Source organism: Nitrospira sp. ND1, assembly GCF_900170025.1.
Lineage (GTDB): Bacteria > Nitrospirota > Nitrospiria > Nitrospirales > Nitrospiraceae > Nitrospira_A.
Genome location: NZ_FWEX01000006.1, coordinates 1,873,917 through 1,900,031, shown reverse-complemented (window position 1 = coordinate 1,900,031; position 26,115 = coordinate 1,873,917). Strand labels below are relative to the sequence as shown.

Genomic DNA, 26,115 nt, shown 5'->3' with positions numbered 1-26,115 from the left:
AGGCTGTCGGAGGCCTGCCATGATCAAGACCTGGATGACACCGTGGCTGCTCATGGCCGTTCCCTTCCTCGGCGCGGCGCTCAGCCTGCTCCTCCGCACGTCGTTCCAGCGAATGAAGACCTCAGCCCTCCTGACGACGGTCGCTAGTATGCTCGTCGTCATCGGGACGCCCTGGGCGCTGGGCGACACGCTGGCCGGTGTGCCTTTTCTCTGCCTGCTCCCGCTGACGGCGTTTCTTTCGCTCCTCGGCCAACCGTTACACCGCGACAATACTTCGGCCTGGACGACGACGCTGGTGCTGCTGGGACTTGGGCTTGGCATCCTCACCGCTCAAGCGCCGGCGCACGACGTCATGCTCTTGATACTGCCCGGCTTGCTCTGCATCCTCCTGTATCGGTATCAATCCGGCGCCACGCCGGAGACCTGGCGGGGACTGTCGGCCTACGGACTGAGCATGATGTCGGCTGCGCTGGCCCTGTTGCTCCCGACACCGGCCTCGACGGTGGCTCTGTTGGTCACCTGTGCCACACTGCTGCCGCTCCTGCCCGTTCACAGCGGATTCATTGCGACCTTGACCGGATTACCGGGCAATCTCCCTGCGTTCCTCGTCTTCCTGCTGCCGACCGTCGGATTCCATACCCTGCTGATGCTGCTCCCGAACCTGACCGGCACGACCCTCCACACCGTGGCGATTCTGGCATTGGCGGGCGCCGTGTACGGTTCGCTCCGGGCGCTGATTCAGGCGCGCCCGCTGCCGCGGCTTTCCTACGCCGCCCTCGCGTTTTTCGGCCTGCTCTGGTGGTATGTCGCCGACACCGGCACCGCCCCCATGCAAGCCACGGTCTATCTCAGCGCCGCGGGGCTCGCGGCCAGCGGACTGCTGCTGGCCTGGTATGCCATCCGGGCCCGGTATGGCGATATCGATCTCCGCGCACTCGGCGGGCTCGCCTATCCCATGCCGCGCTTCAGTACCCTCTTGGCGCTCCTGGCGCTCGCCGCGCTGGGCATGCCGCCTTTCGGCGTGTTTTCCGGGTTCCTGGGCATGTTGCTCCTGCCCACGTTTACACCCTCCGGGCCCTTTGCCGTCGTCATGATCGTCTGGCTCACAGCCTCCTGGTATTACACCGATTTCCTGCAACAACTCATCTTCGGCCGGCAACGCATGGATATGCGATACGACGACTTGCGCCAGACGGAGTTCGCCTCGTTGGTGTTGCTGCTGTTGTTGCTGCTGGCCCTCGGTACGGCCCCCTCGCGCTTTTTCGACTCGTACATACCGACACCCCCGGCCACTGTCGCCATGCAGGAGGGGACATGGATCCGGTGATCCGCGCCGACGACCCGGCAGACCTCGAAGCCCGCCGCATGGAACTGCGAGGCACGATCCGTCTCGCCAGCGAAGTCATCGCGCAGTATTGGCCGATGCGAACCTTCGTCCATCACAATCCGCTCCACAGCCTGGAGTATCTCCCGTTCACCGAAACGGTCCGACGTGGCCACCAATTCCTGGGCGGCAACGGGTATCTCCCCGGTGACGTGTATCGGCGCTATCTGAAATCAGGCAGGATTCTGGTCCGCCATATCGACGAGGCCCTGGCGGCCCTCGCGCTCGAGCAGGAAGTCGATCTCGGCCCCTGCCGCATTGCCCATCGAGAAGTGTTGCGAGCCTGCCTGACCCATGGTCTCTCTACCGCGACCGACGAACCACTCGATCGATTGATGGAACGTGAGCCGAACGAGGAGCAGGTCGAGGCACTGGCCGAACGACTGGGCTCGTTCTCCACACCAACGGTGGCGGAACGGATGGCCGCCACGGTCCGTGCGGATTCGGATGCTCTCGGACATCATCTCACCCTCTCCAACTGGTGCGACCAGACACTGGGCACCCGGATCGTCGAACTGATCAACAGCGAACTAATCAAATGGTGCGAAGCGTTTCTGGACGAAGGCCACGCCACCTGGCCGATGCCGGGTCGGGATCAGGGCCTCTACGCCGCCTGGAAGCAAGTGGCCGGGAAAGAATGGACAACGTGCGGCATTGCGGACAGCCGCCGGAAAATTGCGGCGCTGCCGGAACATCCCGAAGACGCCGTATTGGACTGCCTGGACGCGCTGGCAATCCCCGTGACATTCCGGCAGGACTACCTGTCGCTCCAACTTGCAGCCCTCCCGGGTTGGGCCGGCTTCATCAAATGGCGCGCGGAAGAAACCGGCTATGCCTGGCAGCAGGCCTACCCCGTCGGGCTGGTGAAGTTTCTCGCCGTGCGCTTGTGGTATGTGCGCGAACTGGTCCAGAAAGTCTGCCGGGAAGAATTGGGCATCGACGGGGACTATCCCGCGGTGATGGCCTACATGGCGCAGCAGTCGCATGCGTACTTCATGCACAAGGAATGGGCCGCCGGACGACTTCCCGCCTCCATGGCCGACCGTGTCGCCCGGCTGCATGCCGACACGAGACACCGTCAGCAGGGCACGCCGGCCCTCGCCCCTGAATGGGAGCCACTCACCCATCACGATCAGATCGAATTCGGACCGCGCCGCGAACGGGCGGCCCAGCGGCTCATGGCGCGACGCCTGCTCACGCTGGCCCAAGCGCTCGAGATCGTTCCGGCCCTGCTGATGGACGGTCCGCTGACGGCCCTTCGCACCTTGCTGGATTGGATCGACGCCTTTCCGGAATCCGCGCATGGTCCGGTGTGGCTCAAGGCCTTCGAGGCCGGGTATCAGGATCACCTCTTCGGCATGTTGCTGCGCGCGCCGGTCAAACCCCAACCGGTCTCCGCCGAGCACCATCCGCCGGTGCGGCCCCATTCCCAATCGGTCTTTTGCATCGATGTGCGCTCCGAGCCGTTCCGCCGCCACCTGGAATCCACCGGCGCGAACGACACCTATGGGTTTGCCGGTTTCTTCGCGGTCTTCATCCGGTATCGGGCCTGGGGCAAAGAACACGAGACCGAGCAGTTCCCGGTCATCATGCGCGCGAAAAACGAGGTGCGGGAGATCCCCCGCAGCTATCTGGATCACTACGTGTCCAAACACCAGTCGCGCGCGAAACTGGTCCACGCGGGACATACGCTGCTGCACGATCTCAAGGAGAACGTCGTCACCCCCTATGTCATGGTGGAGTCGCTGGGCTGGTTCTACGCGCTGCCCATGATGGGCAAGACGATGTGGCCCGCCCTCTACAAACGATTGACCAATTGGGTGCGGCGGTTATTTGTCCCCCCCATCGCCACGATTCTTACGGTGGACAAACTGGCGCCGGCCGAAACCGAGGAAATGATGGTCTCCGAACAACGGGCCTTGATCTGGAAAGCGCTGCGCGACCGGCTCGGCCTGCATGGATCGCAGGTTGATGCCGAATTCGTCGAGGCCCTGCGGCGACGCGCGCTGGACGACGATGCGCCGGTGGAACCGTTCCTCAGCGACGCGGCCAAATCGGTCGATCTCTCCGCCGACCAACTCACCACCTTCCTCGAAGAACTCCAACGGCACTACCGGATCAATCGCCGCGCGGCCTCCCGCCAGAAAGAACGGATCACGCGGACCGGCTTCACGCTCGAAGAACAGGTTCTGACCGTGGAAACCGCCCTGCGCATGATGGGCCTGGTGAGAAATTTCGCCCGCCTCGTGCTCTTCTGCGCCCATGGCAGCACCACCGAGAACAACCCGTTCGAGTCGGCGCTGGACTGCGGCGCCTGCGGCGGAAACGAAGGCAAACCAAACGCGCGCGTGCTGGCGGCGATGGCCAATCGTCCGCCGGTGCGGGAACGGCTGGCGAAACGCGGCATCGAAATCCCGTCAGACACCCACTTCCTCGCCGGGCAGGTCGATACCACGACGGACGAGGTGCACCTGTTCGATCTCGAAGATGCGCCGCCGACCCACCGCAAGGACGTGGCCCGACTGTACGACGATTTACGCGAAGCCGCGCAGTTGACCAGCCAGGAGCGCTGCAGCCGGTTCCCCGATGTGAGGACTGTCCTGCCTCTCAACCAGGCCTCGGCGCATGTAGCCGGACGGAGCGCGGACTGGAGCCAGGTGCGGCCGGAATGGGGCCTGTCCGGCAACACAACTTTCATCATCGGCCGCCGGGAGCTGACCAAGGGATTGAACCTGGCCGGGCGCGTCTTCCTTCACTCGTACGACTATCGGGAAGATCCGACGGACCGCTGGCTGGAAGTGCTGCTGACCGCGCCCCAAGTGGTCGCCCAGTGGATCAACATGGAGCATTATTTCTCGGCCGTGGACAACGAGGTCTATGGAAGCGGAAGCAAGATCTATCACAACGTCGTCGGCCGCATCGGCATCATGTCGGGCCCCTGGAGCGATCTCCGGCTCGGGCTGGCCCGGCAAACCGTCATGAACGACGACCTGCCCTATCATGAACCCATGCGCCTCCTGACGCTGGTGGAAACCTCGCGCCCGCGGATCGAGAAACTCATTGCGCGGCACGAAGTGCTGCAACATTTCTATCACAACGAGTGGGTGCACCTGGCTGCGCTGGACCCTGAGGACGGCATCTGGTACCGCTACATGCCCTCGGGTGTCTGGCGCCGCGTGAGGAATCCCAGTGACACATAGATTGCAACCGGCATCACCTCGGAAGAGACCTCTTTTCAAAGGAGTGGAGACATGGCCGCACTCACGTTGCATCCCATGAAAGAAATTCGCGTCATCGTGTCGGGTGAGCACCGGCCCTTTGTCACCGAGTTATTGGACAAAGTGGAGGCGACCGGCTACACCATCATCGGCAATATCTCGGGGAAGGGCCATCATGGCCTGCGTGAAGCCCATTTCATGTTCAGCGAGCAGGAGAGCCTGGTCATGATTATGGCGGTGGTGCCGGAGGAAAAGGTGGAACCGCTGCTGGCCGGGCTCCGGCCGCTGTTCGAGCGACATTCGGGTGTCATGTTCGTCTCCGATGTCGCCGTCAGCCGGCGCGAATATTTCGGCAAGAAGAGCGCCAAGTCCTGACCGGCAGACCGGGAACCCGCGGCTGGTGAGCCCGCGGGCCGGGCAGCCGACCTTGTCTTCTCACCGGTGATTGTCTACAATGTGCCCCCGTTGGCCTGTAAGAGGAAGGACGGCACGTGAAGGGACTACGGTTTGAACGGCTCGGGCGAGATCGCCACTACAACATCATCTTCCACATCGGCAGCAGTTATGTGCCGGTGAGCGACGAGACCATCGAAGAGCTGAAGGCTCAGACCCTGCTGTCCTCCGAGCGTTTCCTCGACCTCCTCCTCGACAAAATCGGGTACACCAGTTACCTCAAAGACCAGATCCGCACGGAGCTTCAAGCCTCCGGAGATCCCATGACCCAGATGACCGTCCTCCAGGGCGCCATCCGGGAACTGTAACCGGCTGCTGAAAATTCCCTCCAGCTTCGTTCTCAGTCGTCCGTCCACCTCGACGTACAGGAACAGTACGCCTCGGCGTCCGAACTCCCTGCGGCCTGGCTGGAGAAAATTTTGAGCAGCCGAGTGGTGCTGATCTGTGACATTCCTGTCAGGTCGGCAAAAGGCAATGGAGAGATGACGACTGTTGGAAAGGCCTTCAGAATCCCACTCTGAAATCACGGAGTAGGCGATCGTTGAGTCGAACGCCTTTGGGGATACGGCGGACCGCCCGCGCCCTGGCAAGCAAGGACTCAGCATCGATGGGGGTGCTGGGAGTCATCTGTTCGAGGTAAGAAATGACCTCGAAATTCAAACTGCGCCGATGCTCGGCCGCAATGGACCCTAGCCGATGCCTCCCGAGGGGTCAAGCGGACCAGACGCGACGGATACTCACAGCCTCTGGAAATCGGGTCATGCAGAAGCCCCTCCTTCAAGGCGCCATCCGTGAGCCAAAAAACTCGTCGCTCGTGAACCGTCTCCCATAAATAAAGCGCTCTGTAGCTCCTTCCGCTACCTACACCGCATCCGCAAGTTCTTAATTTGATTTGTCGCTTAGAGATCGATCGATGAAATCGATCGGATAAGATCACCGGCTAGGCAAGCTGGATAGACAACTGATTGGGTGACAAGTTTGCCTTTAGGGATAGCCTCATCTTGAGTTTCTACGTATGGACCTTGGAAGAGCAAGTATGATTCAGGGACTATCGAGGCTACACTAAGCGGTCGATATGCAACTATCAGGACCCTATCATGACATCTGTCCATCAAGGGCTGTCCGATCGCAATGGCTGGGAGAGCGATGGTCTCAGTTGGCGTTGTCATCTCCCCGACTGGAGAACCTACACCCGTGGAGGGTGACGACTTCAGATCATTCTCAGATTTCAAGAAAACCGTGAAAACTGCTCCGGGCAACTCAACAGATGAGATCAATGCGCAGATCCCCTTCTTGGTGGAATCTTTTCGCAGATCTTGCTGGCTTACACGGGTAAACTCGCATAAGCGATGTGCAATAATGGTGCAAATGGGACCCGTTTTCTTAGAGAGTGCCATACCATTATGTGAAAGATTCGTGCGTATCTTTCCGTCTTGGGAGAAATGGGTACGCCCATCTGGATGGTAGGAAAACTTGATGCCATATTTGGTAGTTCCAAAAGGAATGAAGTCGCGATCAGAAAGACCACCTGCTTCATTACGAATTCCAGTGGCGGCACCGACTAAACCATCACACTTCAGGTACGGCAGATCTATGAACAAACTGCCGTCCCTTTTGTTGTACCCGAGTGCAAAGATCTTGTAAGCACCCGAAGGTGTTTCTACCGCTATGACATGTCGCCTTGATTCGTGGATAGCCATGAACTGTTAGCGGTCCAGGGTTTGGGCAACAACCGTCCACATAACCTCTCCAGAGGAGCTGAGATGATGTGCTTCCCCTCCGCGCGTCGATCGAGGTCCTTCCAAGGGCGCGCGATCCGCGAGCAAGGAAGCACATCCCTCGGCTGCTCAATCCCCTGTCTGGCCGCTGGCGAAGAGGGCGTTCATGATGGCGTTTTTTTTGGTGGGATCTTTTTCGAAGCGGATGGCTTTGGAGAAGTTTTCGGCGGCACTTTCCCGCTTGCCCTTGGCGGCGTAAATCCTCCCGATGCCGTAGAGGGCCTGGGCCTCCTCCGGGTTGGCCTTCACGGCTTTGCTGAAGGCCTCCATGGCCTCCGATGCTCTCGATTGCTCCATCAACAGCCAACCAAGCGCGGTATGGGCCGAGGCGAGTTCCGGATTGAGCTGCGTCGCTTCGCGGTATTCCTTGAGGGCAAGATCGGTCCGCCCCTTGGTCTCATAAACTCCGCCGAGGGCGAAATGGATTTCCGCATCTCGCGGATTGAGCCGTAGAGCTTCTTTGTAGGCTTGCAGCGCCGGTTCGAATTTGCCCTGCTCCGCAAGCGCACAGCCGAGATTGGCATGGGCCAGCGCGTCGTGGGGATTCAGCTTGATCACTTCGCGATATTGGGGAATGGCCATTTCAAGCCGCCCCTGCTCCTGGTAGGCCACGCCGAGGTTCGTGCGCGCCGGCGCAAATGTCGGAGCGAGCTTGACCGCCTCGCGATATTCCTTGATCGCCATCTCCAAATGCGCCGCCCGCTCGTGAATCTGGGCCAGAAAATAATGGGGATAGGGCGATTGCGGAGCCAGCTTCGCGGCCTCTTTGTAGGACGCCATCGACTGTTCCGACTGGCCGGACTGCGCCAGAAACAATCCCTGCACCAGATGCGTCTGAGCATTGCCGGCGTGCCGATCCGCGATGGAGTGCACCCACTCCCGGACGCGCTCGATGTCGTCCGTCTCCTGCAGCGCGCGGGCATACACCCGCCAGGCGTCGGCGAATTCCCCGCGAATCAGGTGGGTGACGTTCAAGGCGAAGTACGGGCGAGGATCTTTTTCACCGGCGGTCTCCAGCGCGCGGGCCCATTCCGACGCCTCATACCCGACCCGGTCCCAGTCGTCTGCCAGGAGGGCCGTTTCGATTCTGTCTTGGTGCGTGCTCATGATGAAAGCGGCGCGCCGCTCAGCGCGTCAGCGCGTCCTGCACATCCGGCGGAGTCGCCTGCATGCGCGCGCCGAGAATGGGATATCGTTCGGTCAGTTTCTGTTTCATGAGCCAGGCGATGGTGCGATAGGACCAGTGCCCCTTCACCCCGGAACGCAATTTCGCAATGTATTCCGCTTCCGCATAGTCCATCTTGAAGAGGCAGCGCACGGAAAATCCGAACGGGATGGCATACATGGCCGCTTCCTGGCTCGATTTCCGGAGTTGTTCGATATCGGATTTTACATGCCCCATGGCTTTGCGGTATTCGTGGTCGAGCCCCGCTTCCGCCAGAATGGGCGGTGTCTCGAACCCGTGCACCGTGGTGAAGTTCTGCTGCACCTGCTGGCAGCGCCGGTGCCGGTGCATGTCGCGCCACCCGCCGATGTCCATCATCACATCGAACACAAAGGCATACCCGCTGCGGAACTCCTTGATCAATTCGTCATGCGGCCCGCGTTTCTGAAAGGCGATTTCGATGGTGTCCTGCTTCTGTTTCTCCGTCCAGTCCCGCACGACCGCGAGGATCTTTCGATAGGGGGCTTGCGAGGCGCGATAGAGCAGCGTGGCGACGACTTCGTCGAGCGGATGGTGCGGCTCGATCAAGTCCACCGGTTCCGCGGCGCCCCAGGCGGTCGGTTGATCCAACCCGGTGCCCTTCAGCGCTTCCTTCGCATACCGGGCCAGGTCGCTGTAGACCTCTGCCTGATACACATTCGGTTTGGCATACCGCGCGAGGGTCGGCGCCATGGGTTCGCCCAAGCCTGCCGCCTGTCCGGACAGTTCGCCCCAGAGATTGACCGGCGCTTTCCGACAGGCTTCCTGCAGCTCTTCTCCCAGCAGGCGAAGTTCCGGCAGCTGAGACGACAACAGGCGGGTAATCTGCTTTTCGAGGGTGCGAATGCTGACGACCTGGCCGACGTTCGTCTGCGCCGCCAGCGGTAGCAGATATCGGGTCACATCGAATGCCCGCGCGGTGATCGCCCGTTGATAGGCTGCGGGGGTCATGTGCTCGGGTCGAGGCTCCCGTTCGGTGAGAAACTGGCTCAAGGGGTCATGGAGGGCACGGTAGACCGTCGCGAGACTTCGGAGAATGCCGAGATACGTCGCTTCGGTCTCCTGCCCGCGAATGGTATCCGGTACGAACCAGCTGGTCGACGCAAAGTTCTGATACCGGCTCGACTTGGCCTGTCCGTCCCACACGGGTTCATCCTCCAGGCGGATGGCGGCCAGCTCGGAGATCTGTTCGAAGCAAATGATCACATGGCCCAGGTCCGCGATCGAACCATGGCCGTAGTCGAAATAAAACTGTTCCCAGAATTTTTCAGAGGAATGGCCGTGGACCCATTTGATGCTCTCTTCGATGGAGTCCGGGGACCGGCTATACCGCGCGAGGGCATAGGCGGATTTTTCCGGCGGCATCGGAGCCAGGGCGATCACACGGCGGCCTTGAGTAGTCATAGTCTTAGAGAAGCGAGTCCAGCGGCTTGTGATTGAGCAGAGTACTTGTGGACGCCCGTGTTTACAAGGTGGGCACTATACTCTCGCAGAAAGGCCGGCGCAACACGGTCGTCTCTCGTCTCTTCTCGCTCGTGAAGCCCAGAGCGAGATACGGATGACGCTTCACGAGATACGGAGCTTGCCGCGTTGACTTGCCCGCTGGACCGCCGCTATAGTCCCGCTCGAACTCCCGGGAGACCCAATAACAGAGCCATGATTAAAGCGATTAAGGGTGTGAAAGATCTCCTGCCTGAGGAGTCCCCTCGCTGGCGATTCATCGAAGATACCGCCAGACAGTGGGCCCTCCGTTACGGCTTTCAAGAGATCCGCGTCCCGATTTTCGAGACCACGACCTTGTTCGCGCGCAGCATCGGCGCCTCGACCGATATCGTCGAGAAGGAAATGTACACCTTCGCCGATCGCGACGGATCGTCCCTGACCCTGCGCCCGGAAGGGACGGCCGGGACAGTCCGGGCATTCATCGAGCACAACCGGGCCGCCGATCCGCGGCCGCAAAAATATTGTTACGCCGGGCCGATGTTCCGCCACGAGCGTCCCCAGGCCGGGCGTTTGCGGCAATTTCATCAGTTCGGGGTGGAATCGTTCGGTGTGGCCGACCCGCGGGCCGATGTCGAAGTCATGTCGCTGCTGTGGCGACTCTTGTCCGACCTCACGCTGCCGGGATTGACCCTGGAAATCAACAATCTAGGGTATGCGGAGGACCGGGCCCGGTACAAACCGCTCCTGGTAGCGTTTCTGAACGGTGTGGAAAGTCGCCTCTGCGGGAATTGCCAGCGCCGGATCGAGACGAATCCGTTACGTGTTCTCGACTGTAAAGTTCCGGAATGCCGATCGGCTACCGAGGATGCTCCCTGCCTGGCCGATTCCTTGTCACCCGCAGCGCGGGACCATTTCGAGCGCGTGACGACCGGCCTGCAATCGGTGGGTATCCCGTTTCACATGAACACTCGGCTCGTCCGTGGCCTGGACTATTACTGTCTCACCGCATTCGAGGTTACCTGCTCCCATTTGGGTGCGCAGAATGCCGTCGGTGCCGGTGGACGCTATGACGGTCTCGTCGAACAGCTTGGTGGAGCCGCCGTGCCGGCGGTCGGATTCGCCGTCGGGCTGGAACGGATTGCACTGATGTTACCGGAGACAGTGGTCGTGCCGGCCATTCCTCGGGTCTATGTCGCTGCTTTTGGCACTCAGGCTGTCGGTGTCGGATTTACGCTGCTCGATGAACTCCGTCGAACCGGAGTGCCGGCTGACATGGATTTCCGTGCGGCGTCACTCAAGGCCCACTTGCGTCAGGCCGATCGCCTCAATGCTCTCTATACGATCCTCCTTGGTGACGATGAAGTGACGAAAGGTGTCGCCACCCTCCGGAATATGCAGACAAAAGCCCAGGAAGACATCCCGATTTCAGACCTCGCCACCGCCCTCCGCACCAGGCTCGTCAACAGGTAATTCAGAGCCCTTTTTCTAGTTGACTTTCCCTCCGAGAATTCGTACGCTCCGCATTCTATTTTACATCTATAAGTTATTGATTCTTAATCACTCTTAAAGATTATCCACAGACAAAATTCCTATGAGCGCCAAGAAGTTCGGCATCCTGTTATCCACACCCCCCTCACACCCCAGCGTCGAGACGGTGGCTCAGCTCGCTTCTGAGGCGCTGACCGAAGGTGCTGATCTCTATCTATATTTCATCGATGAGGGAGTGAAGAATCTTCGTGACCCTCGTTATACCGAACTCGTTGGCCGAGGTATAAAATTGTTTGTCTGCGCCTATGGATGCCAGCAGCATGGAGTCTCGACCGATGCTCTCGATTCCCGCATTTCTCTCTGCGGCCTGGTCGTGCTGTCGAATATTGTGAACGGCTGCGACCGGTTTCTGGCTTTTACATGAGACGATTGTCTGAAGGAACGACTGTGGCGGCCACTACATCCATCGTGCTGATTATTCGTGAAGACCCGCGAACGTCTGCTCGTCCGGTCGAGGCCTTGCGCATCGCATTGGGATTGGCTGCCGGAGAGAACCCGATTACGGTGATTCTCATGGGACAGGCCGTTCAGCTGCTGGCGGAAGAGACGGATGATATCGTCGATATCGAGATTCTCGAAAAGTATCTTCCCTCCTTCGAGCATCTCCAGATTCCGTTTCTCCTGGTGTTTCCATCCGGCCCGGCTCCCGAGCTTCAAGAGGGATTCGCAGTCACTGTCGGTTCTTCTGAATCGGCCCGGCAGGCCATGGCCGCAGCCGACCGGGTATTGGTCTTTTAACTTCTATGGAATCTCATGTCTGCCCGTAAAACGTTGTATCTACTCCGACGACCGATTTCTGATCCGGCTCAATCCCTGTTGCCTTCCGCATCGACGGATGTGTCGTCAGGCGTCTGCTCGTTGGTCCTCCTGGAAGAGGCGGTGGGGTCTTCACCGGCGTTCCCCGGACCGATTTACGTGCTTCCATCTGCATCAGGCAGTGCGGCAACCGCCGCTTCCGGAAAAATCATCTCCTATCGAGAGCTAGTCGGCTTGATTGCGGAGCATGATTCAACCATTGTGCTGTGATCCGGCTCTCTTCTCTTAGTTATCTTCCTAATAAAGAGAAGAACCGGAGCCGTCGGAGTAGGAGTAGGCTATGTGGGTTCTGTGGATGAATGCGAAGAGGTCCGTGGGCGTTGACGATCGAAGAGCCTAGCCCATGTTGATGAGATGGTGTATAAGGCAGGGGGCGTTCAGGGATAAGGTGAGGGTACGTGTGCACGGAAAAGATGAACAGTCGGCCGGTCTCTCAGATGTCCACAAGAAGCGCGCGCGTCTTCTCATTGAGCGATCAATAAAACCAGGGCTTCCTATGTATTTATCCACACCTGTGTATAAGGCTGTGAACATTCATAAGATATTGAGTTTATAGGACTAATTAGATGTGGAATGACGCCCTGGTGTACATTCAGGAAAAGGTTCCGAAGCAGGTCTTTGAAACCTGGTTCACTCCTGTTGTACTCGACCGGATTGAAGAGACGACGGCGTATCTTGCAGTCCCGAACAAGTTTTTCGGCGAGTGGTTAGGAGAGCATTACCGCGATCTCCTGGCGGAAGCGGTTTCCGTTGCGCAAGGGGGCGGCCACTTGGACGTGTCCTTTGTCGTCAATCACAAGCAGGCTCCCTCCTCTTCGCCCGCTCAACAGGAGAGTGGGCCGGCGGATACGGCCGGGCGTGGATTCGTTGCGTCTCGATCAAAACGCGGCGTGCAATTGAATCCCAAATATACCTTCAAGAGTTTCGTGGTCGGGGCAGGAAACCAGTTCGCCCACGCGGCCTGTATGGCCGTGGCCGAACAACCGGCCAAAGCCTACAACCCCCTGTTTCTCTATGGTGGTGTGGGATTGGGCAAGACCCACTTGCTGAATGCGATCGGCAACTACCTGGCCGAGCGGAGCGACCTCCGCATCGCCTACCTGACGACCGAGCAGTTTACGAACGAAGTCATCAATTCTATTCGTTATGACAAGATGATCGACCTGCGTAAGCGGTATCGCAACGTCGATATGTTGATGATCGACGACATTCAATTTCTGGCGGGCAAAGAGCGGACGCAGGAAGAGTTCTTTCATACGTTCAATACCCTCTATGAAGCCCATAAACAGATCGTCCTGTCGAGTGACCGCTTTCCGAAGGACATGCCGGACATCGAAGAGCGGCTCCGTTCGCGGTTCGAATGGGGGCTCATTGCCGACCTGCAGCCGCCGGACGTGGAGACCCGCATCGCCATCTTGCGCAAGAAATCCGAGGACGAACGCATTGCGCTGCCCGAGGATGTGATTCACTTCCTGGCCACCACGATGAAGAACAACATTCGTGAGCTGGAAGGCTCGCTCGTGCGGGTCGGGGCCTATTCCTCGCTGACGGGGCAAACGATCACGCTCGACATGGCTAAGAACGTCTTGCGCGATCTCATCGGGGACAAAAAGAAGATTGTCTCCATCGAAGATATTCAAGAGGCAGTGGGGTCGAAGTATCATTTGAAGATTGCCGATTTGAAATCGCGCCGTCGGAGCAAAACGTTGGTGCACCCGCGCCAGATCGCCATGTATCTCTGCCGGGAGCTCACCGACGCCTCATTTCCTGAAATCGGCCGCCAGTTCGGGGGTAAGGACCATACGACGATTATTCACGCCTGCCGGCAGATCACGAAGGCCAAGGAAGCCGACAGCACCCTGCACACGACGCTGGAAGGCCTGAAAGAACAGATCTTGAGGGCGTAAGGCCCGCTGAGGGAGACCGACCATGAAGGTACGCATCGGACGAGAGGAATTGTTGACGGGATTGCAGCGGGTGCAGGGTGTCGTTGAAAAACGAAACACCATGCCCATCCTCTCGAACATTTTACTGGAAGCGAAGCACGACGGCGCTGAAATTGTCGCCACCGACCTGGAGATCGGGATGCGGGGCCTCTACAAAGCGACGGTCCTCGAAGCGGGCGGCGTGACGATTTCCGCCCGCAAGCTGTACGAGATCATCAAGGAGTTGCCGAGCGGTGAAATCGAACTCACGTCCGGCGACAACAATTGGACGACGATCCAGGCCGGGAAGAGTCAATTCAAGGTGGTTGGTCTCCCGAGCGGCGATTATCCGGCGTTGCCCTCCATCGAACGCGAGGGGCTGACGCCGCTGGCCGGGGCGGGTCTGTTGGAATTGATTCGCAAGACGCTGTTTGCCGCGGGCGACAATGATGCGCGATACATCCTGAACGGCCTGCTCGTGAGCTTGACGACAACTGAAAAGAAAACCACGCTCCTGCGACTGGTCGGCACCGACGGCCATCGCCTGGCCGTAGCGGAGCGCGAAGTTGGTACCCCGAATGCGAAGCAGCCGGCCCAGGATATCAAAGCGATCATCCCGAAGAAGGCGGCGCAGGAAATGCGGCGGCTGCTGGAAGAGGGGGGCGACGAAGAGCCCTTGATCGGGTTCACCAAGAATCTCATGATCTTCCGCAAGAGCGGCCTCCTCCTCACCTCCCGCCTCATGGAGGGGAATTACCCCAATTACCAGCAGGTGGTCCCGAAAGAGAGCGGCAAGCGCATTGTGGTCAATCGCGGGCTGCTGGAGAGCGCGTTGCGACGGGTCTCGGTGTTGTCGAAAGACAAGGCCAATGCCGTGAAGGTGTCCTTTGCTCCCGGCGGCATGACTCTGTTTTCGAGCAATCCGGATTATGGAGAAGCCACGGAAGAACTGGTGGCCCGATATGAGGGTGAGGCGCTCAATACAGGATTCAATGCTCGTTACCTTTTAGATGCATTGAGCGTCATGGATGGAGAATCGGTCTCGTTGCAAATGGACACGGCCTTGAGCCCCTGCCTGATTCAGGAAGCCGAGAGTCCCGGATTCAAATGCGTCGTGATGCCGATCAAAATTTAGCAATAGGAATGCCTTTTTACAGGATGCTCAACGTGGCTGTCCGGCAAGGCCGCAGTGAGTGGAGGGCCGAGGCGTACCCTTGCGGTACGTGGAGGGCCTGCACGATGCGAGCACGCCGCCGGCGGACATTGTCAGCATCCTGCTAGGAGCTGAATGGCCAAGGACGACCAGCAGGACAATTCTGCCAAGCCGAAATCCGACAGTTACAGCGCGGATCAAATCAAAGTTCTCGAAGGACTCGACGCCGTCCGGAAGCGACCGGCGATGTACATCGGCAGCACCGGTGTCGACGGGTTGCACCATCTCGTCTATGAAGTCGTCGACAACAGTGTCGACGAGCACATGGCCGGGTTCGGTGAAGCGATCGAGGTCACGATCCACATCGACGGCAGCGTCACGGTCGTGGACAACGGGCGCGGCATTCCCACCGGCATGCATTCTACGCAGAAGAAGTCCGCCGCCGAAGTGGCTCTCACCGTCCTGCACGCGGGCGGCAAGTTCGAGCAGGGCGCCTACACGGTCTCCGGCGGGTTACACGGAGTCGGCATCTCCGTCGTCAACGCGCTGTCCGAATGGCTGGAGCTGGAAATCTGGCAGGACGGACAAGTCTTCGAGCAGCGGTATGAGCGTGGAAAACCCCAGGCGCCGTTAGCCGTCACCGGAAAAACCAAACGCCGGGGCACGAAGGTGCGGTTCATGCCGGACGGCCAGATTTTCGAAACGCTGGAATTCAGTTTCGATGTGTTGGCGCAGCGGCTCCGCGAGCTGGCCTTTCTCAACAAGGGGCTCTCGATCACGCTCAAGGACGATCGCAAGGAAAAGGAACAGGTTTTTCATTACAAGGGCGGGATCGTCTCCTTCGTCGATCACCTCAACGAAGCCAAGACCCCGCTGCATAAGCCCATCTACGTGCAGACTGAGCGCGCGGACCTGATTCTTGAGGTGGCGCTGCAATACAACGACGGGTATGCCGAGAACCTCTTTTCGTTCGCGAACAACATCAACACTAAAGAGGGCGGCACCCACCTGGTGGGCTTCAAGGCTGCGCTGACCCGCACGATCAACAGTTACGCCAACGCCAACGATCTCCTGAAGAAAGACACCGAATCGTTGAGCGGCGACGACGTGCGGGAAGGCTTGACCGCGGTTGTCAGCGTGAAGGTGCGGAATCCGCAGTTCGAAGGGCAGACCAAGGCGAAGCTCGGCAACAGCGAGGTGAAGGGCATCGTCGAGGCGGCTGTGAACGACGCCCTCGGCACCTACTTCGAAGAGAACCCGCCGGTCGCCCGCAAAATCATCGGCAAGGCGATCGATGCCGCGCGTGCCCGCGAGGCGGCCCGGAAAGCCAAGGACCTGATTCGCCGGAAGAGCGCCTTGGATGGCGGGTCGTTGCCCGGCAAGCTGGCCGACTGTTCGGAGAAGGATCCGGCGTTGAGCGAACTTTTCATCGTCGAGGGTGATTCCGCCGGCGGGTCTGCCAAGCAGGGCCGCGACCGGAAGTTTCAGGCGATTCTTCCCCTCAAAGGAAAAATCCTCAACGTCGAGAAAGCCCGCTTCGACAAGATGCTCAGCAGCGACGAAATCCGCACGTTGATCCTGGCGCTCGGTACCGGAATCGGCCGCAAGAAAGAGGATTCCGACAAGCCGGACAAGGAAGCCTTCGACATTGCACGGACACGCTATCACAAGATCGTGCTCATGACCGATGCCGACGTGGACGGCAGCCACATCCGCACGCTCCTGCTGACCTTTTTTTTCCGCCAGATGCCGGAGCTGCTGGAGCGGGGCTACATCTACATCGCCCAGCCTCCCCTCTTTAAGGTCAAGAAGGGCAAGACGGAGCGGTATCTCAAGGATGAGCCTGCGATGAACGAATACCTCGCGGACTTGGCGGTTGAAGAAGTCGAAGTGGCGCTTGAGAACGGGCGGGAGTACCTGTCGGGCCGCCGCCTGCTGCCGACGCTCAAGAAGTTGATCGCCTTCGAAAGCCTGCTGCACAAGGTGAATAAGAAACATCACGAAGCCAATATGTTGCGGATATTTGTCGACGAGCCGGGGTTAACGCGCGAGGCGTTGAAGGATCAGGCCGCGTTGACCACGATCGTCGCCAATGCGAAGGCCACGCTGACGCTCGTCTACCCGAAGGCCGAACCGACCGTCGACATCCTGGAAGACGAAGAACATCAATCCAGCAAGTTGGTATGCAAGGTCGCCACGGGCGGGATCGCGTATCAACTCGACGTGACGCATGAGCTGGTCGGGTCCGCCGACTTCCGCGAGCTCCAGAAACAGGCGCCCTCGGCTATGGGCCTCGGCAAGCCGCCGTACAAGATCAAGATTAAGGGAACCGAAGTCCATAAGAACGGCTCGGCCGAGCTGGTGCAAGCGATCCTGGAAGAAGGCAAGCAGGGGTTGAACATCCAGCGGTACAAAGGTCTTGGTGAGATGAATCCCGGCCAGTTGTGGGAAACCACCATGGATCCTGAAAAGCGGACGCTGCTGCGGGTCAAGCTGGAAGACATGACCGGCGTGGATGAGATTTTCACGATCCTGATGGGAGACGAAGTGGAACCCCGCCGAAATTTCATTCAGCAACATGCACTGGAAGTCAGGAACTTGGACGTATAGCTGGTCCTGATTGCGAAGACGACAACTTGGTTGTGTGAATTCGGAGGATGCTCAAAATGGCGCTTCGGCAAGGCCGCAGGCGAGAGAGGACCGGAGGCGTACCCTCAGGGGTACGTTGAGGACCTTCTTGAGCCGAGAACGAAGCCGAGGGACATTTTCAGCATCCGTGGAGGGTAGATGCCGCCAGATGAACGACTAGGACAGATTGCGATCGAAGACGAGATGCGCTCGTCGTACCTCGATTACGCCATGAGCGTGATCGTCGGTCGCGCACTCCCCGACGTGCGGGACGGATTGAAGCCGGTGCACCGGCGCATTCTGCACGGCATGAACGAAATGGGTCTGGCCGCGAACCGGCCGTACAGAAAGTCGGCCAAGATCGTGGGCGAGATCATGGGTAACTACCACCCCCATGGCGATTCCGCGATTTACGACACCCTTGTGCGCATGGCGCAGAACTTCAATATGCGCTACATGCTCGTCGACGGACAGGGCAACTACGGCTCGATGGACGGCGACGCCGCCGCCGCCATGCGGTACACCGAAGCCCGGTTGACCAAGCTGGCCGAAGAGCTGTTGGCGGATATCGAAAAAGAGACGGTCGATTTCGGCCCCAACTACGATGAATCCCGTGTCGAGCCGTTGGTCCTGCCGTCCCGAGTGCCGAATCTGCTGGTCAACGGCGCCGGTGGAATCGCCGTCGGGTATGCGACCAACATTCCCACGCACAATCTGGGTGAAGTGATCGAGGGACTGCTCCTGTTGCTGGAGAACCCCGACGTCACCATCCCGCAGCTGATGAAGAAGATTCCCGGGCCCGACTTCCCGACCGCCGGGTTCATTTACGGCACCTCCGGGATCAAGGATGCGTACGAGACGGGACGCGGGCTGTTGACGGTTCGCGCCAAGGTCGCCATCGAGACGGACGAGCGCACCGACCGTGAACGGCTCATCGTGACCGAAATTCCCTACCAGGTGAACAAGTCGAAACTCATCGAAAAGATCGCCGACCTGGCGCAGGAGGATCGCGTCACGGGCATCTCCGATATCCGCGACGAGTCGGACCGCGAGGGTGTGCGTGTCGTGATCGAGCTGAAGCGCAACGAGATTCCGCTCGTGGTGTTGAACAACCTGTATAAACACAGCCAGTTGCAGACCACCTTCGGCGTCAACATGCTGGCGCTCGTCAACAACCGGCCGGAGGTGCTGAATCTCAAGCGCATCCTGGAAGCCTTTGTCGAGCACCGGCGCGAAGTGGTGGTGCGGCGAACGGCCTATGACTTGCGTAAGGCGGAAGAACGCGCCCATATCCTCGAAGGTCTCAAGATCGCGCTGGATAATCTGGATGCCGTGATCGCGCTGATCCGCCGCTCGCAATCTCCGGATGTGGCGCGCACGGGTTTGATGCAGCAGTTCCGGCTGTCGGAAATCCAAGCCAACGCCATTCTCGAAATGCGCCTCCAGCGGCTCACGCAACTGGAGCGCGACAAACTCGTCGAAGAATACCGCGAAGTGCTGAAGACCATCGAGTATCTGCGCTCGGTCCTCGGCAGCGAGGCCCTGGTGCGGAAGATCATCCAGGACGAACTGATCGAGATCAAGGACAAGTATCAGGACGAACGGCGCACCAAGATCGTCAAGGAAGAGGCCGAGCTGACGCTCGAAGACCTCATCGCCGAAGAAGAAGTGGTCGTGACGATTTCCCATGCCGGGTATATCAAGCGGAACGCCGTCACGCTCTATCGGGCGCAGCGGCGCGGCGGCAAGGGCAAGATCGCGATGGGCATCAAGGAGGAGGATTTCGTCGAAACGCTCTTTACGGCCTCGACGCATGACTCATTGCTCTTCTTCACCGATGCCGGCAAGGTCTATTGGCTCAAAGTGCACGAAATTCCGGAAGCCAGCCGGGCCGCGAAGGGCAAGGCACTCGTGAACCTCCTGGCCCTCTCGAAGGATGAGAAGGTCACGGCTTCGCTGCCGGTGAAAGAGTTCCGTGCCGATCGCTTTATCATCATGGGGACGAAGCTGGGCGTCATCAAGAAGACGGAACTGTCGGCCTACAGCAATCCGCGCCAGGGCGGCATCATTGCGCTCTCGCTCGATGCGGGCGACAAGCTGATCGGTGTGGACCTGACCGACGGCCAGCGTGAGATTCTGCTGGGCACGAAGCAGGGCATCACCATCCGGTTCAAGGAAGAAGATGTGCGCGCGATGGGACGCACGGCCCACGGAGTGCGCGGAATCACCCTTGAGCCCGGCGATGAAGTCATCGGCATGGAGACGATCACGCCCGATTCGACCACCGCGATCCTCACCGTGACCGAAGGCGGGTACGGCAAACGGACACCGGTGAATGAATATCGCGTGCAGGGCCGCGGCGGCAAAGGCATCATCAGCGTCAAGACGACCGAGCGAAACGGGCCGGCTGTCGGATTCCTCCAGGTCCGTGACGAGGATGAGATCATGTTGATGGCGGCGCAGGGCAAAGTGCTGCGCTGCAAGGTGGACGACATCCGTGAAATCGGGCGCAACACCCAAGGTGTCCGCCTGCTCGATATGGATGGAGATGAGGATCGTGTGGTCGCCGTCGTGAGACTGGTCGAACGCGAAGAAGGAGTGCCCGAAGAGGGCGAGTCATGACTCCTTGGAGCCGCACCGGTTTCAAGCGGCTCCCCCCACCGTGGTTATGAACCATCCAACTCCGCCATCGGCCGGGGCTCCGACCAGAACTCCGGCCAAGCGTCCGCTGGACACCGTGGTCAAAATGGCGCTGGGCGTCCTGTTCGGCTCCTTTGCTTTGATCTGGGGCGGGATGTTTCTCAGCCGTCCGGATCGGTCGATTCCCCCCTATAGCATCGGCTCCCAGGAGCGCACGGTGGTAGCGGTGCATGTGCCGTCCTGGACCAGCGACACTGAGATCGAAACCCTGATCGAGCGATTCCGGAAAGTCGGCGCGGAAAACCGGAACTTCGGCAGCATGAAAATCCAGCCCACCACCCTGGATGATCCCAAGGGGCGTTATCAGCATATTGCGATTTACATCTTCACCGATGAGGGCTGGACGGAGCCGGAGGTGCTGCATAAGTACGTGACGGGTGACGATGCCACGGTGCGGGACGGGTTTGAGGGATCGGTACGCGGATTGTACCGGCTCGATGAACAGGAAGAGGAAGGCCGCATCGGGCCCGTTCGCAGAGGGAAAGACAGCGCGGCCACCGCGGCCTATTCGCGGCAGTTGTTTAAGGGGACCGTCGTGCGGAACGCGGCGGCGACTCCGGCTGACTCAACGCCTGCGCCATGAGAGTGACCAGGTGTTCACGCAGGGCTTGGTCCTGAATGCCCTGAGCGTGGAGCGTGATTTCTTGGAGTAACTGGGGCGACGGTTGAATTGCAAGCGGTTCGGGGTCAGTAGTCGATTCGGCAGTCGATGAATGGTCTGCGGTGAACTCTCCGATGCGCAAGACGATTTCCGTCACCAATGGCTGGCCCGCCATTGCATTGACCTTCTCCAGCAGGACCGGTTTGAGGAAGGTGAGTTGCTGTAGCCACACCGAGTTGTGCACCAGGACGTAGAGTTTCTTGAACCGGACCTGATCGGGGCGCGTGTGGGCCGCGATCGGCTCGCCCACGATGTCGGGCCATTGGCGCCGCAGGCGCGCTTCGAACATCTTGCTCTCCAATCCCAGCCTGTGGGCGACACCGGCTAAGATAGAACTGAATGAGTCGAGTCTGCTCTGTCCACGCATGGTGGTATGATAACAAAATGTGCCCGAAGGAAATAGCTCGCGCGAGCCCACAGGATGCATGATGGTTCGTCGCGAAAGTGCGGAGTCGCGAAGCGAGACGGGCGCGTGGAGCCGTAAGGAAGGGAGGCATCCTTGAACAGGATGTCGACCGGCCGAGCGGCGAGCCCGCCAGCCGACAGGCCTGTCGCAGCCGCGAACCCGCGATTGCAGCAGAAGCGCTCATGCATCATGTGGGCTAGTATGAGATGACGAAAACGCACGACAAAGAAGACCAGTACAAAGTCGTCGCCACCAATCGCAAGGCGTATCACGACTACTTCATCGAAGAGAAGTTCGAAGCCGGGGTCATCCTGAGGGGGACTGAGGTGAAGTCGTTGCGGGAAGGTCGCGTGAACCTCCAGGATAGTTATGCCTCGGTGGATGACGGCGAGGTCTACTTGCAGCATTGTCACATCAGCCCCTACTCGCACGGCAATCTGATGAATCACGACCCGCTCCGCAAGCGAAAGCTGCTGTTGCATCGCAAAGAAATCAACAAACTGATCGGGAAAACCCAGCTGAAGGGCCTCACGCTCGTCCCCTTGCGCATCTACTTTTCGAAGCGCGGCCACGCCAAAGTGGAGGTAGCCTTGGCGAAGGGGAAGAAACAATACGATCGTCGCGAATCGATCAAAGCCCGTGAAGCCGGCCGCGAAGTCGAGCGCGCGATCAAGCAAAGGAAATAAGCAGCTTCGTCCCTCACACCTCTCTTCCTCCCTCCCTCCTTTCCCGAGAGAGTCCACGAGCTCTCGGTTGTTCCCCAGAGTTTTCGATGCAATCCCCCGTCCCGGCAGGTCATTGAGAGGCCTGTGACCCGTCGCGTATGTCCCTATAACCACAACTGACTGATCTGTAAGAATAGGTGTCCTTCCGGCTGAGGGGGAATATTTGCTCTTGACTTAGTTCTAATTAGAACTATTATACTGGCGTCGGCCCGCGCGGCTGTTCGCCGGGCGATCTGAGCGGTGGGCAGAGTCAGGCGGTCAATGGTCGATCACGGGAGGGTACGAAAATGAAAGCACTATTCAATACAGACGACGGTTGGTCCGGCTTGATTTTGCGGCTGACCTTGGGGTTGGTGATGTTGCCGCACGGGGCTCAAAAGTTGCTGGGTTGGTTCGGTGGATTCGGGTTCGACGGGACGATGGGTTTTTTTACCCAGAAAATGGGGCTACCCTGGATCGTCGCATTTCTGGTTATCATGGGGGAATTTTTCGGCAGCCTGGGGTTATTGGCCGGTCTGTTGACGCGATTCACGGCGGCCAGCTTTATCGTGATCATGCTGGGGGCCATTCTGACCGTGCACTTGCCGGTCGGATTTTTTATGAATTGGTTTGGGCAGCAACAGGGAGAAGGATACGAGTATCACCTCCTCATGATCGGGTTGTCCGCCGCGTTGCTGGTGACGGGAGCCGGTCGATGGTCTTTGGATAAGCTCATCGCGGAACGGCTCGGGTAAGACAGAAAAGGAGGGACGGCGATGATAGTTGTATTGGGTGCCACAGGACATACTGGATCGGTAGTTGCCGAGACGGTGCTGGAACGAAAGCAGCCGGTGCGTGTAGTGGTGCGGTCGGCGGATAAAGGGGCCGTTTGGGCAGCCAAGGGAGCGGAAGTAGCCGTTGCCTCGCTGGATGACCAGGCTGCTCTGACAAAGGCGTTGCGAGGAGCATCAGGCGCATATCTGCTGATCCCGCCGAACTATGGCGCGACGTCATGGCTGGCCGAACAACGGCGGCGTATAGACCGGATCGCGGAGGCCGTGAAAGCGAGCGAGGTTGCGCATGTTGTACTGTTATCGTCCATCGGCGGCCACCTGGCGGAAGGAACAGGGCCGATTCGCGCCTCTCGATATGGTGAGCAAACGCTGACCTCGGTGGCGCGGAATGTGACGATTCTGCGGCCCGGTTACTTTATGGATAACTGGGCATCGGGTATCGGGATAGCCAAGAAAACTGGCCTGTTGCCTTCGTTCATTCCGTCGCAGATGAAGATGCCGATGATATTCACCAGGGACATCGGTCGTGTGGCGGCAGATCGCTTGATTGCCGCCGGCGTAGGCCATGCGATTGTGGAACTCGCGGGCCCCGAAGAGTACAGTCCTGAACAAGTGGCCACTGCTCTTGGCGGGATTCTCGGGCAAGCGGTCGCCGTTCAGGCCGCACCGTTGAGCGCGGTGGTTCCGACATTCACATCATTCGGGTTCTCCGCCGAAGCGGCTGGATTGTTTGAAGAGATGTACGCATCTTTTTCCAAGAGCGCCGTCGGGTATGAGCGTCCCAAGTCACTCGTGCGGGGAACGTTCTCTCTCGCAGAGGCATTGCGGGAGATGGTGTAAGAAAGGAGGCCGATATGCGAACAGAGACAATCAACGCCAAAGAGCTTGTGGGAGTCTATCAGGCAGGATCTCATCATATGGTCGGAGACGGATTCCCCGTGCGCAACATGATTCCTGGCGCCGGGGTCGAGGAACAACTGTCTCCCTTCTTGATGCTCGACTATATGGGGCCGGAGAAATTTCCGCCGACCACGCGCCGGCTCGGCGTGGGCGAGCATCCCCATCGAGGCTTTGAGACGGTCACCATCATGTATCACGGCAAGGTGGCGCATCGTGATTCGACAGGCAGCGGCGGCGTTATCGGCCCCGGTGACGTGCAGTGGATGACGGCGGCCTCGGGTGTCGTGCACGAAGAGTTGCATGAGAAGGAATTCGCGAAGCAGGGCGGCCTGTTGGAGGGGATTCAGCTGTGGGTCAATCTGCCGAAGGCGTTCAAGATGACCGCGCCGCGATATCAGACGCTGGTCGATGCGGAGATTCCTGCGGTCGAGCTCGATGGAGGAGTCGGCCGGGTACGTGTCATCGCCGGAGAGTTTCGCGCGGTGAAGGGTCCGGCAAAGACCTTCAGTCCGGTCCACCTCTACGACCTGCGGTTGAAGGCGGGCCACCGGACTGAACTCAACTTGCCCGAGGGATATAATTCGTCCCTGTTCGTGCTGCACGGAGAGGTCGTGATGAACGGGTCGCAGACGGTACAGGAAGTGGAAATCGCGCTGTTCGGTCAGCGAGGAGAGCGGGTCGTTGTGGAGGCGAAGCAGGATGCAACCATCCTCGTGCTGAGCGGCGAACCGATTGCCGAGCCGATCGCCCGGTACGGTCCGTTCGTGATGAACACGCGCGACGAAATTATTCAGGCCGTGCATGACTACCAGGCGGGAAAGATGGGGCATTTGTCATGACCGGTCAGGCGCTCACGGTCGATGTGTATTCGGACGTGGTGTGCCCCTGGTGTTACATCGGCAAACGGCGGCTGGAACAGGCGCTGGAATCGGTCCAGGTGCAGGCGACGGCGCGCGTATTCTGGCGCCCGTTTCAGCTCAATCCGACCATGCCCAAGGCCGGCATGGATCGCCGGGTGTATCTCGAAGCGAAGTTCGGCGGGCCCGGCGAAATGAAGGCGATCCAGGATCGCGTGGCAGCAGTGGGAACGAGTGTGGGCATCGAGTTCGTGTTCGACCGGATTGCGCGAACACCGAACACGTTCGATGCCCATCGACTGATCCGGTTCGCTCAGCAACAGGGCCGTCAGGATGAGGTGGTTGAAGAACTGTTCCACGGGTACTTCACGGAGGGACTGAATATCGGGCAACCTGAGATACTGGTCTCCCTCGCCGTCCGGGCCGGATTGGATGGAGAAGCAGTCGTCCGTCTGCTGCACGCTCAGGAGGGCGTCGATGCCGTGCGGCAGGAGGAGGCCCACGGCCATCAGCTGGGCATCAGAGGGGTTCCCTATTTCGTGCTGAATGGAAAGGCTGCGCTCTCCGGTGCCCAGCCGGTGGAGACGTTCGTCTCTGCGATCAAACAGGTTACGGGGTAAGGAGGTCCTGCGATGCCGGTTCAAGTGTATGGATGCAACCACATCGTCATAGAAGTCACCGACGCCAAGAAGGCCGTGAAGTTTTATTCAGACGTGTTCGGACTCAAGATGTTGCGCGGTGGAGAAGGCGCGGCCTGGTGCAAACTGGGCGAACATCAATTCATGGCGATTTTTGAAGTCGAGCAACTGCAGCCGGATCGCGTGAAGCATTTCGGGTTGATGGTGCGTGATGCGGAGCAGATCAAAGAAGTCCGGCGCAAGCTCACCAGGAAGTACAAGCTGAGGATGGAGCCGCATTTCCGCTGCGATTTCCGTGACCCCTGGGGGAACCGCATTCAGGTCGGTGATCTATCGGACGAGTCCCTGGTCTGGCTCCTCCCCTATCAGGAGGTCCAGAAGGCGGGAATCACATTCTCCAAGCCCTCGCGTGTTCGGCAAGGAAGGGAGTGACAGAATGCCTGATCTAGAGAAGGTGCGAACGCTTGCGAAAGATCTCACCAAGACCTATCCTCGCAGCCCGCGGGAAATGCTGGGAGGTTATGTCATCGGCGCGCGGTGCGCGGATAAATGCCGGGCGTTTCTCCTGGGCATCAACGGGGACTATAACTATTGGCCCTGCTCGTTGGCCGGCCTGTTGTTCTCGTTCACGGGCATTACGCCGGAGCAATTCAAGGAGGTCGTAGCCACCGGGGCGAACGATGAGGAACTGGCCGCCTGGCTCAAGGCTCAGAGCAAGGTACAGGACCAGCAGGCAATCATTCAGTGGAACAACAAGATGCGGGACCTGCGTCTTTCCGAGATGGCCCCGCAGGTGCAAGCCTATATGGAAGACTACATCCCGAAATATGTGCCGAGTCACCGCCCCGTCTACGTGTATTTCGATGTGTACGATCTGGAAGAGAAGCGCTTGTGACAAACGGATG

24 protein-coding genes are annotated in these 26,115 nt (G+C 59.3%); 20 read left to right on the top strand and 4 right to left on the bottom strand.

The window, feature by feature from the left end:
• Window positions 1-19 precede the first annotated feature (19 nt).
• From NSND_RS13650 to NSND_RS13635, 4 genes are all read left to right on the top strand, one after another.
• A complete protein-coding gene (locus NSND_RS13650; RefSeq protein WP_080879526.1) occupies window positions 20-1,327 on the top strand; it encodes a hypothetical protein in 1,308 nt (435 codons plus the stop codon).
• Entirely contained in the window at window positions 1,315-4,584 is a 3,270-nt protein-coding gene (locus NSND_RS13645; protein WP_080879525.1) for a DUF2309 domain-containing protein, read from the top strand. Before NSND_RS13650 ends, NSND_RS13645 begins: the two co-directional genes overlap by 13 nt.
• 51 nt (window positions 4,585-4,635) lie before the next feature.
• Complete coding sequence (locus NSND_RS13640; protein WP_080879524.1) at window positions 4,636-4,977, top strand: P-II family nitrogen regulator; 342 nt, start codon at window positions 4,636-4,638, stop codon at window positions 4,975-4,977.
• Window positions 4,978-5,093: 116 nt separating this feature from the next.
• A complete protein-coding gene (locus NSND_RS13635; protein WP_080879523.1) occupies window positions 5,094-5,363 on the top strand; it encodes a hypothetical protein in 270 nt (89 codons plus the stop codon).
• A 591-nt stretch (window positions 5,364-5,954) separates the two neighbouring features.
• On the opposite strand, the gene NSND_RS21025 is transcribed toward NSND_RS13635, so the two are convergent.
• The 3 genes from NSND_RS21025 to NSND_RS13625 all read right to left on the bottom strand — a co-directional run bounded on the left by NSND_RS21025 (window position 5,955) and on the right by NSND_RS13625 (window position 9,420).
• Entirely contained in the window at window positions 5,955-6,755 is an 801-nt protein-coding gene (locus tag NSND_RS21025) for a hypothetical protein (RefSeq protein WP_143833552.1), read from the bottom strand.
• A 147-nt stretch (window positions 6,756-6,902) separates the two neighbouring features.
• Window positions 6,903-7,940 (bottom strand): tetratricopeptide repeat protein, encoded by a 1,038-nt coding sequence (locus NSND_RS13630; protein ID WP_080879522.1) that lies wholly within the window; start codon window positions 7,938-7,940, stop codon window positions 6,903-6,905.
• A gap of 19 nt (window positions 7,941-7,959) precedes the next feature.
• Complete coding sequence (locus tag NSND_RS13625; RefSeq protein WP_235000250.1) at window positions 7,960-9,420, bottom strand: FAD-dependent thymidylate synthase; 1,461 nt, start codon at window positions 9,418-9,420, stop codon at window positions 7,960-7,962.
• 273 nt (window positions 9,421-9,693) lie between these two features.
• Here NSND_RS13625 and hisS point away from each other — a divergent pair, with 273 nt between their 5' ends.
• From hisS to NSND_RS13580, 9 genes are all read left to right on the top strand, one after another.
• On the top strand, window positions 9,694-10,950 hold the full coding sequence (hisS, locus tag NSND_RS13620) for a histidine--tRNA ligase (protein ID WP_080879520.1): 1,257 nt from the start codon (window positions 9,694-9,696) through the stop codon (window positions 10,948-10,950).
• A gap of 121 nt (window positions 10,951-11,071) precedes the next feature.
• Window positions 11,072-11,392 (top strand): DsrE family protein, encoded by a 321-nt coding sequence (locus tag NSND_RS13615; protein WP_080879519.1) that lies wholly within the window; start codon window positions 11,072-11,074, stop codon window positions 11,390-11,392.
• A 23-nt stretch (window positions 11,393-11,415) separates the two neighbouring features.
• A complete protein-coding gene (locus NSND_RS13610; protein WP_080879518.1) occupies window positions 11,416-11,766 on the top strand; it encodes a hypothetical protein in 351 nt (116 codons plus the stop codon).
• Window positions 11,767-11,781: 15 nt separating this feature from the next.
• Complete coding sequence (locus NSND_RS13605; protein WP_080879517.1) at window positions 11,782-12,054, top strand: hypothetical protein; 273 nt, start codon at window positions 11,782-11,784, stop codon at window positions 12,052-12,054.
• 356 nt (window positions 12,055-12,410) lie between these two features.
• Window positions 12,411-13,751, top strand: a complete 1,341-nt coding sequence (dnaA, locus tag NSND_RS13600) for a chromosomal replication initiator protein DnaA (RefSeq protein ID WP_080879516.1) — start codon at window positions 12,411-12,413, stop codon at window positions 13,749-13,751.
• A 22-nt stretch (window positions 13,752-13,773) separates the two neighbouring features.
• Window positions 13,774-14,904 carry a DNA polymerase III subunit beta gene (dnaN, locus tag NSND_RS13595; RefSeq protein ID WP_080879515.1) on the top strand — a complete coding sequence of 377 codons (1,131 nt, stop codon included), beginning with the start codon at window positions 13,774-13,776 and terminating at the stop codon, window positions 14,902-14,904.
• A gap of 153 nt (window positions 14,905-15,057) precedes the next feature.
• Window positions 15,058-17,532 carry a DNA topoisomerase (ATP-hydrolyzing) subunit B gene (gene gyrB / locus NSND_RS13590; protein WP_080879514.1) on the top strand — a complete coding sequence of 825 codons (2,475 nt, stop codon included), beginning with the start codon at window positions 15,058-15,060 and terminating at the stop codon, window positions 17,530-17,532.
• A 177-nt stretch (window positions 17,533-17,709) separates the two neighbouring features.
• Complete coding sequence (gyrA, locus tag NSND_RS13585; protein ID WP_080879513.1) at window positions 17,710-20,172, top strand: DNA gyrase subunit A; 2,463 nt, start codon at window positions 17,710-17,712, stop codon at window positions 20,170-20,172.
• A gap of 46 nt (window positions 20,173-20,218) precedes the next feature.
• A complete protein-coding gene (locus tag NSND_RS13580) occupies window positions 20,219-20,833 on the top strand; it encodes a hypothetical protein (protein WP_143833551.1) in 615 nt (204 codons plus the stop codon).
• Here the strand turns inward: NSND_RS13580 and NSND_RS13575 are convergent.
• Complete coding sequence (locus NSND_RS13575) at window positions 20,772-21,278, bottom strand: DciA family protein (RefSeq protein ID WP_159450782.1); 507 nt, start codon at window positions 21,276-21,278, stop codon at window positions 20,772-20,774. The genes NSND_RS13580 and NSND_RS13575 overlap by 62 nt on opposite strands.
• A 245-nt stretch (window positions 21,279-21,523) precedes the next feature.
• On the opposite strand from NSND_RS13575, the gene smpB reads away from it, so the two are divergent.
• The 7 genes from smpB (at window position 21,524) to NSND_RS13540 (ending at window position 26,105) form a co-directional block, all read left to right on the top strand.
• The gene (gene smpB, locus NSND_RS13570) at window positions 21,524-22,003 is read left to right on the top strand and encodes an SsrA-binding protein SmpB (protein ID WP_080879510.1); all 480 of its coding nucleotides are present in this window, start codon (window positions 21,524-21,526) and stop codon (window positions 22,001-22,003) included.
• Between the two features lie 326 nt (window positions 22,004-22,329).
• Window positions 22,330-22,776, top strand: a complete 447-nt coding sequence (locus NSND_RS13565; RefSeq protein ID WP_080879509.1) for a DoxX family protein — start codon at window positions 22,330-22,332, stop codon at window positions 22,774-22,776.
• Window positions 22,777-22,797: 21 nt separating this feature from the next.
• Complete coding sequence (locus NSND_RS13560; RefSeq protein WP_080879508.1) at window positions 22,798-23,655, top strand: NmrA family NAD(P)-binding protein; 858 nt, start codon at window positions 22,798-22,800, stop codon at window positions 23,653-23,655.
• Between the two features lie 14 nt (window positions 23,656-23,669).
• Window positions 23,670-24,554 carry a pirin family protein gene (locus NSND_RS13555; RefSeq protein ID WP_080879507.1) on the top strand — a complete coding sequence of 295 codons (885 nt, stop codon included), beginning with the start codon at window positions 23,670-23,672 and terminating at the stop codon, window positions 24,552-24,554.
• Entirely contained in the window at window positions 24,551-25,192 is a 642-nt protein-coding gene (locus tag NSND_RS13550) for a DsbA family oxidoreductase (protein ID WP_080879506.1), read from the top strand. The genes NSND_RS13555 and NSND_RS13550 overlap by 4 nt, the downstream gene beginning before the upstream one ends.
• 12 nt (window positions 25,193-25,204) lie before the next feature.
• Window positions 25,205-25,642 carry a VOC family protein gene (locus NSND_RS13545; protein ID WP_080879505.1) on the top strand — a complete coding sequence of 146 codons (438 nt, stop codon included), beginning with the start codon at window positions 25,205-25,207 and terminating at the stop codon, window positions 25,640-25,642.
• A gap of 4 nt (window positions 25,643-25,646) precedes the next feature.
• A complete protein-coding gene (locus tag NSND_RS13540) occupies window positions 25,647-26,105 on the top strand; it encodes a DUF5069 domain-containing protein (protein ID WP_080879504.1) in 459 nt (152 codons plus the stop codon).
• Window positions 26,106-26,115 lie beyond the last annotated feature (10 nt).

Excerpts from the sequence above, each read along its gene's own strand:
- NSND_RS13615 (WP_080879519.1), top strand. The coding sequence starts at position 11,072 with ATGAGCGCCAAGAAGTTCGGCATCCTGTTATCCACACCCCCCTCACAC.
- NSND_RS13580 (WP_143833551.1), top strand. The coding sequence starts at position 20,219 with ATGAACCATCCAACTCCGCCATCGGCCGGGGCTCCGACCAGAACTCCG.
- gyrA (WP_080879513.1), top strand. The coding sequence starts at position 17,710 with ATGCCGCCAGATGAACGACTAGGACAGATTGCGATCGAAGACGAGATG.
- NSND_RS13650 (WP_080879526.1), top strand. The coding sequence starts at position 20 with ATGATCAAGACCTGGATGACACCGTGGCTGCTCATGGCCGTTCCCTTC.
- NSND_RS13575 (WP_159450782.1), bottom strand. The coding sequence starts at position 21,278 with ATGCGTGGACAGAGCAGACTCGACTCATTCAGTTCTATCTTAGCCGGT.
- NSND_RS13560 (WP_080879508.1), top strand. The coding sequence starts at position 22,798 with ATGATAGTTGTATTGGGTGCCACAGGACATACTGGATCGGTAGTTGCC.
- dnaA (WP_080879516.1), top strand. The coding sequence starts at position 12,411 with ATGTGGAATGACGCCCTGGTGTACATTCAGGAAAAGGTTCCGAAGCAG.
- smpB (WP_080879510.1), top strand. The coding sequence starts at position 21,524 with ATGACGAAAACGCACGACAAAGAAGACCAGTACAAAGTCGTCGCCACC.
- NSND_RS13550 (WP_080879506.1), top strand. The coding sequence starts at position 24,551 with ATGACCGGTCAGGCGCTCACGGTCGATGTGTATTCGGACGTGGTGTGC.
- NSND_RS13640 (WP_080879524.1), top strand. The coding sequence starts at position 4,636 with ATGGCCGCACTCACGTTGCATCCCATGAAAGAAATTCGCGTCATCGTG.
- NSND_RS13645 (WP_080879525.1), top strand. The coding sequence starts at position 1,315 with ATGGATCCGGTGATCCGCGCCGACGACCCGGCAGACCTCGAAGCCCGC.
- NSND_RS13605 (WP_080879517.1), top strand. The coding sequence starts at position 11,782 with ATGTCTGCCCGTAAAACGTTGTATCTACTCCGACGACCGATTTCTGAT.
- NSND_RS13630 (WP_080879522.1), bottom strand. The coding sequence starts at position 7,940 with ATGAGCACGCACCAAGACAGAATCGAAACGGCCCTCCTGGCAGACGAC.
- hisS (WP_080879520.1), top strand. The coding sequence starts at position 9,694 with ATGATTAAAGCGATTAAGGGTGTGAAAGATCTCCTGCCTGAGGAGTCC.
- dnaN (WP_080879515.1), top strand. The coding sequence starts at position 13,774 with ATGAAGGTACGCATCGGACGAGAGGAATTGTTGACGGGATTGCAGCGG.
- NSND_RS13540 (WP_080879504.1), top strand. The coding sequence starts at position 25,647 with ATGCCTGATCTAGAGAAGGTGCGAACGCTTGCGAAAGATCTCACCAAG.
- NSND_RS13555 (WP_080879507.1), top strand. The coding sequence starts at position 23,670 with ATGCGAACAGAGACAATCAACGCCAAAGAGCTTGTGGGAGTCTATCAG.
- NSND_RS13565 (WP_080879509.1), top strand. The coding sequence starts at position 22,330 with ATGAAAGCACTATTCAATACAGACGACGGTTGGTCCGGCTTGATTTTG.
- NSND_RS13545 (WP_080879505.1), top strand. The coding sequence starts at position 25,205 with ATGCCGGTTCAAGTGTATGGATGCAACCACATCGTCATAGAAGTCACC.
- gyrB (WP_080879514.1), top strand. The coding sequence starts at position 15,058 with ATGGCCAAGGACGACCAGCAGGACAATTCTGCCAAGCCGAAATCCGAC.
- NSND_RS21025 (WP_143833552.1), bottom strand. The coding sequence starts at position 6,755 with ATGGCTATCCACGAATCAAGGCGACATGTCATAGCGGTAGAAACACCT.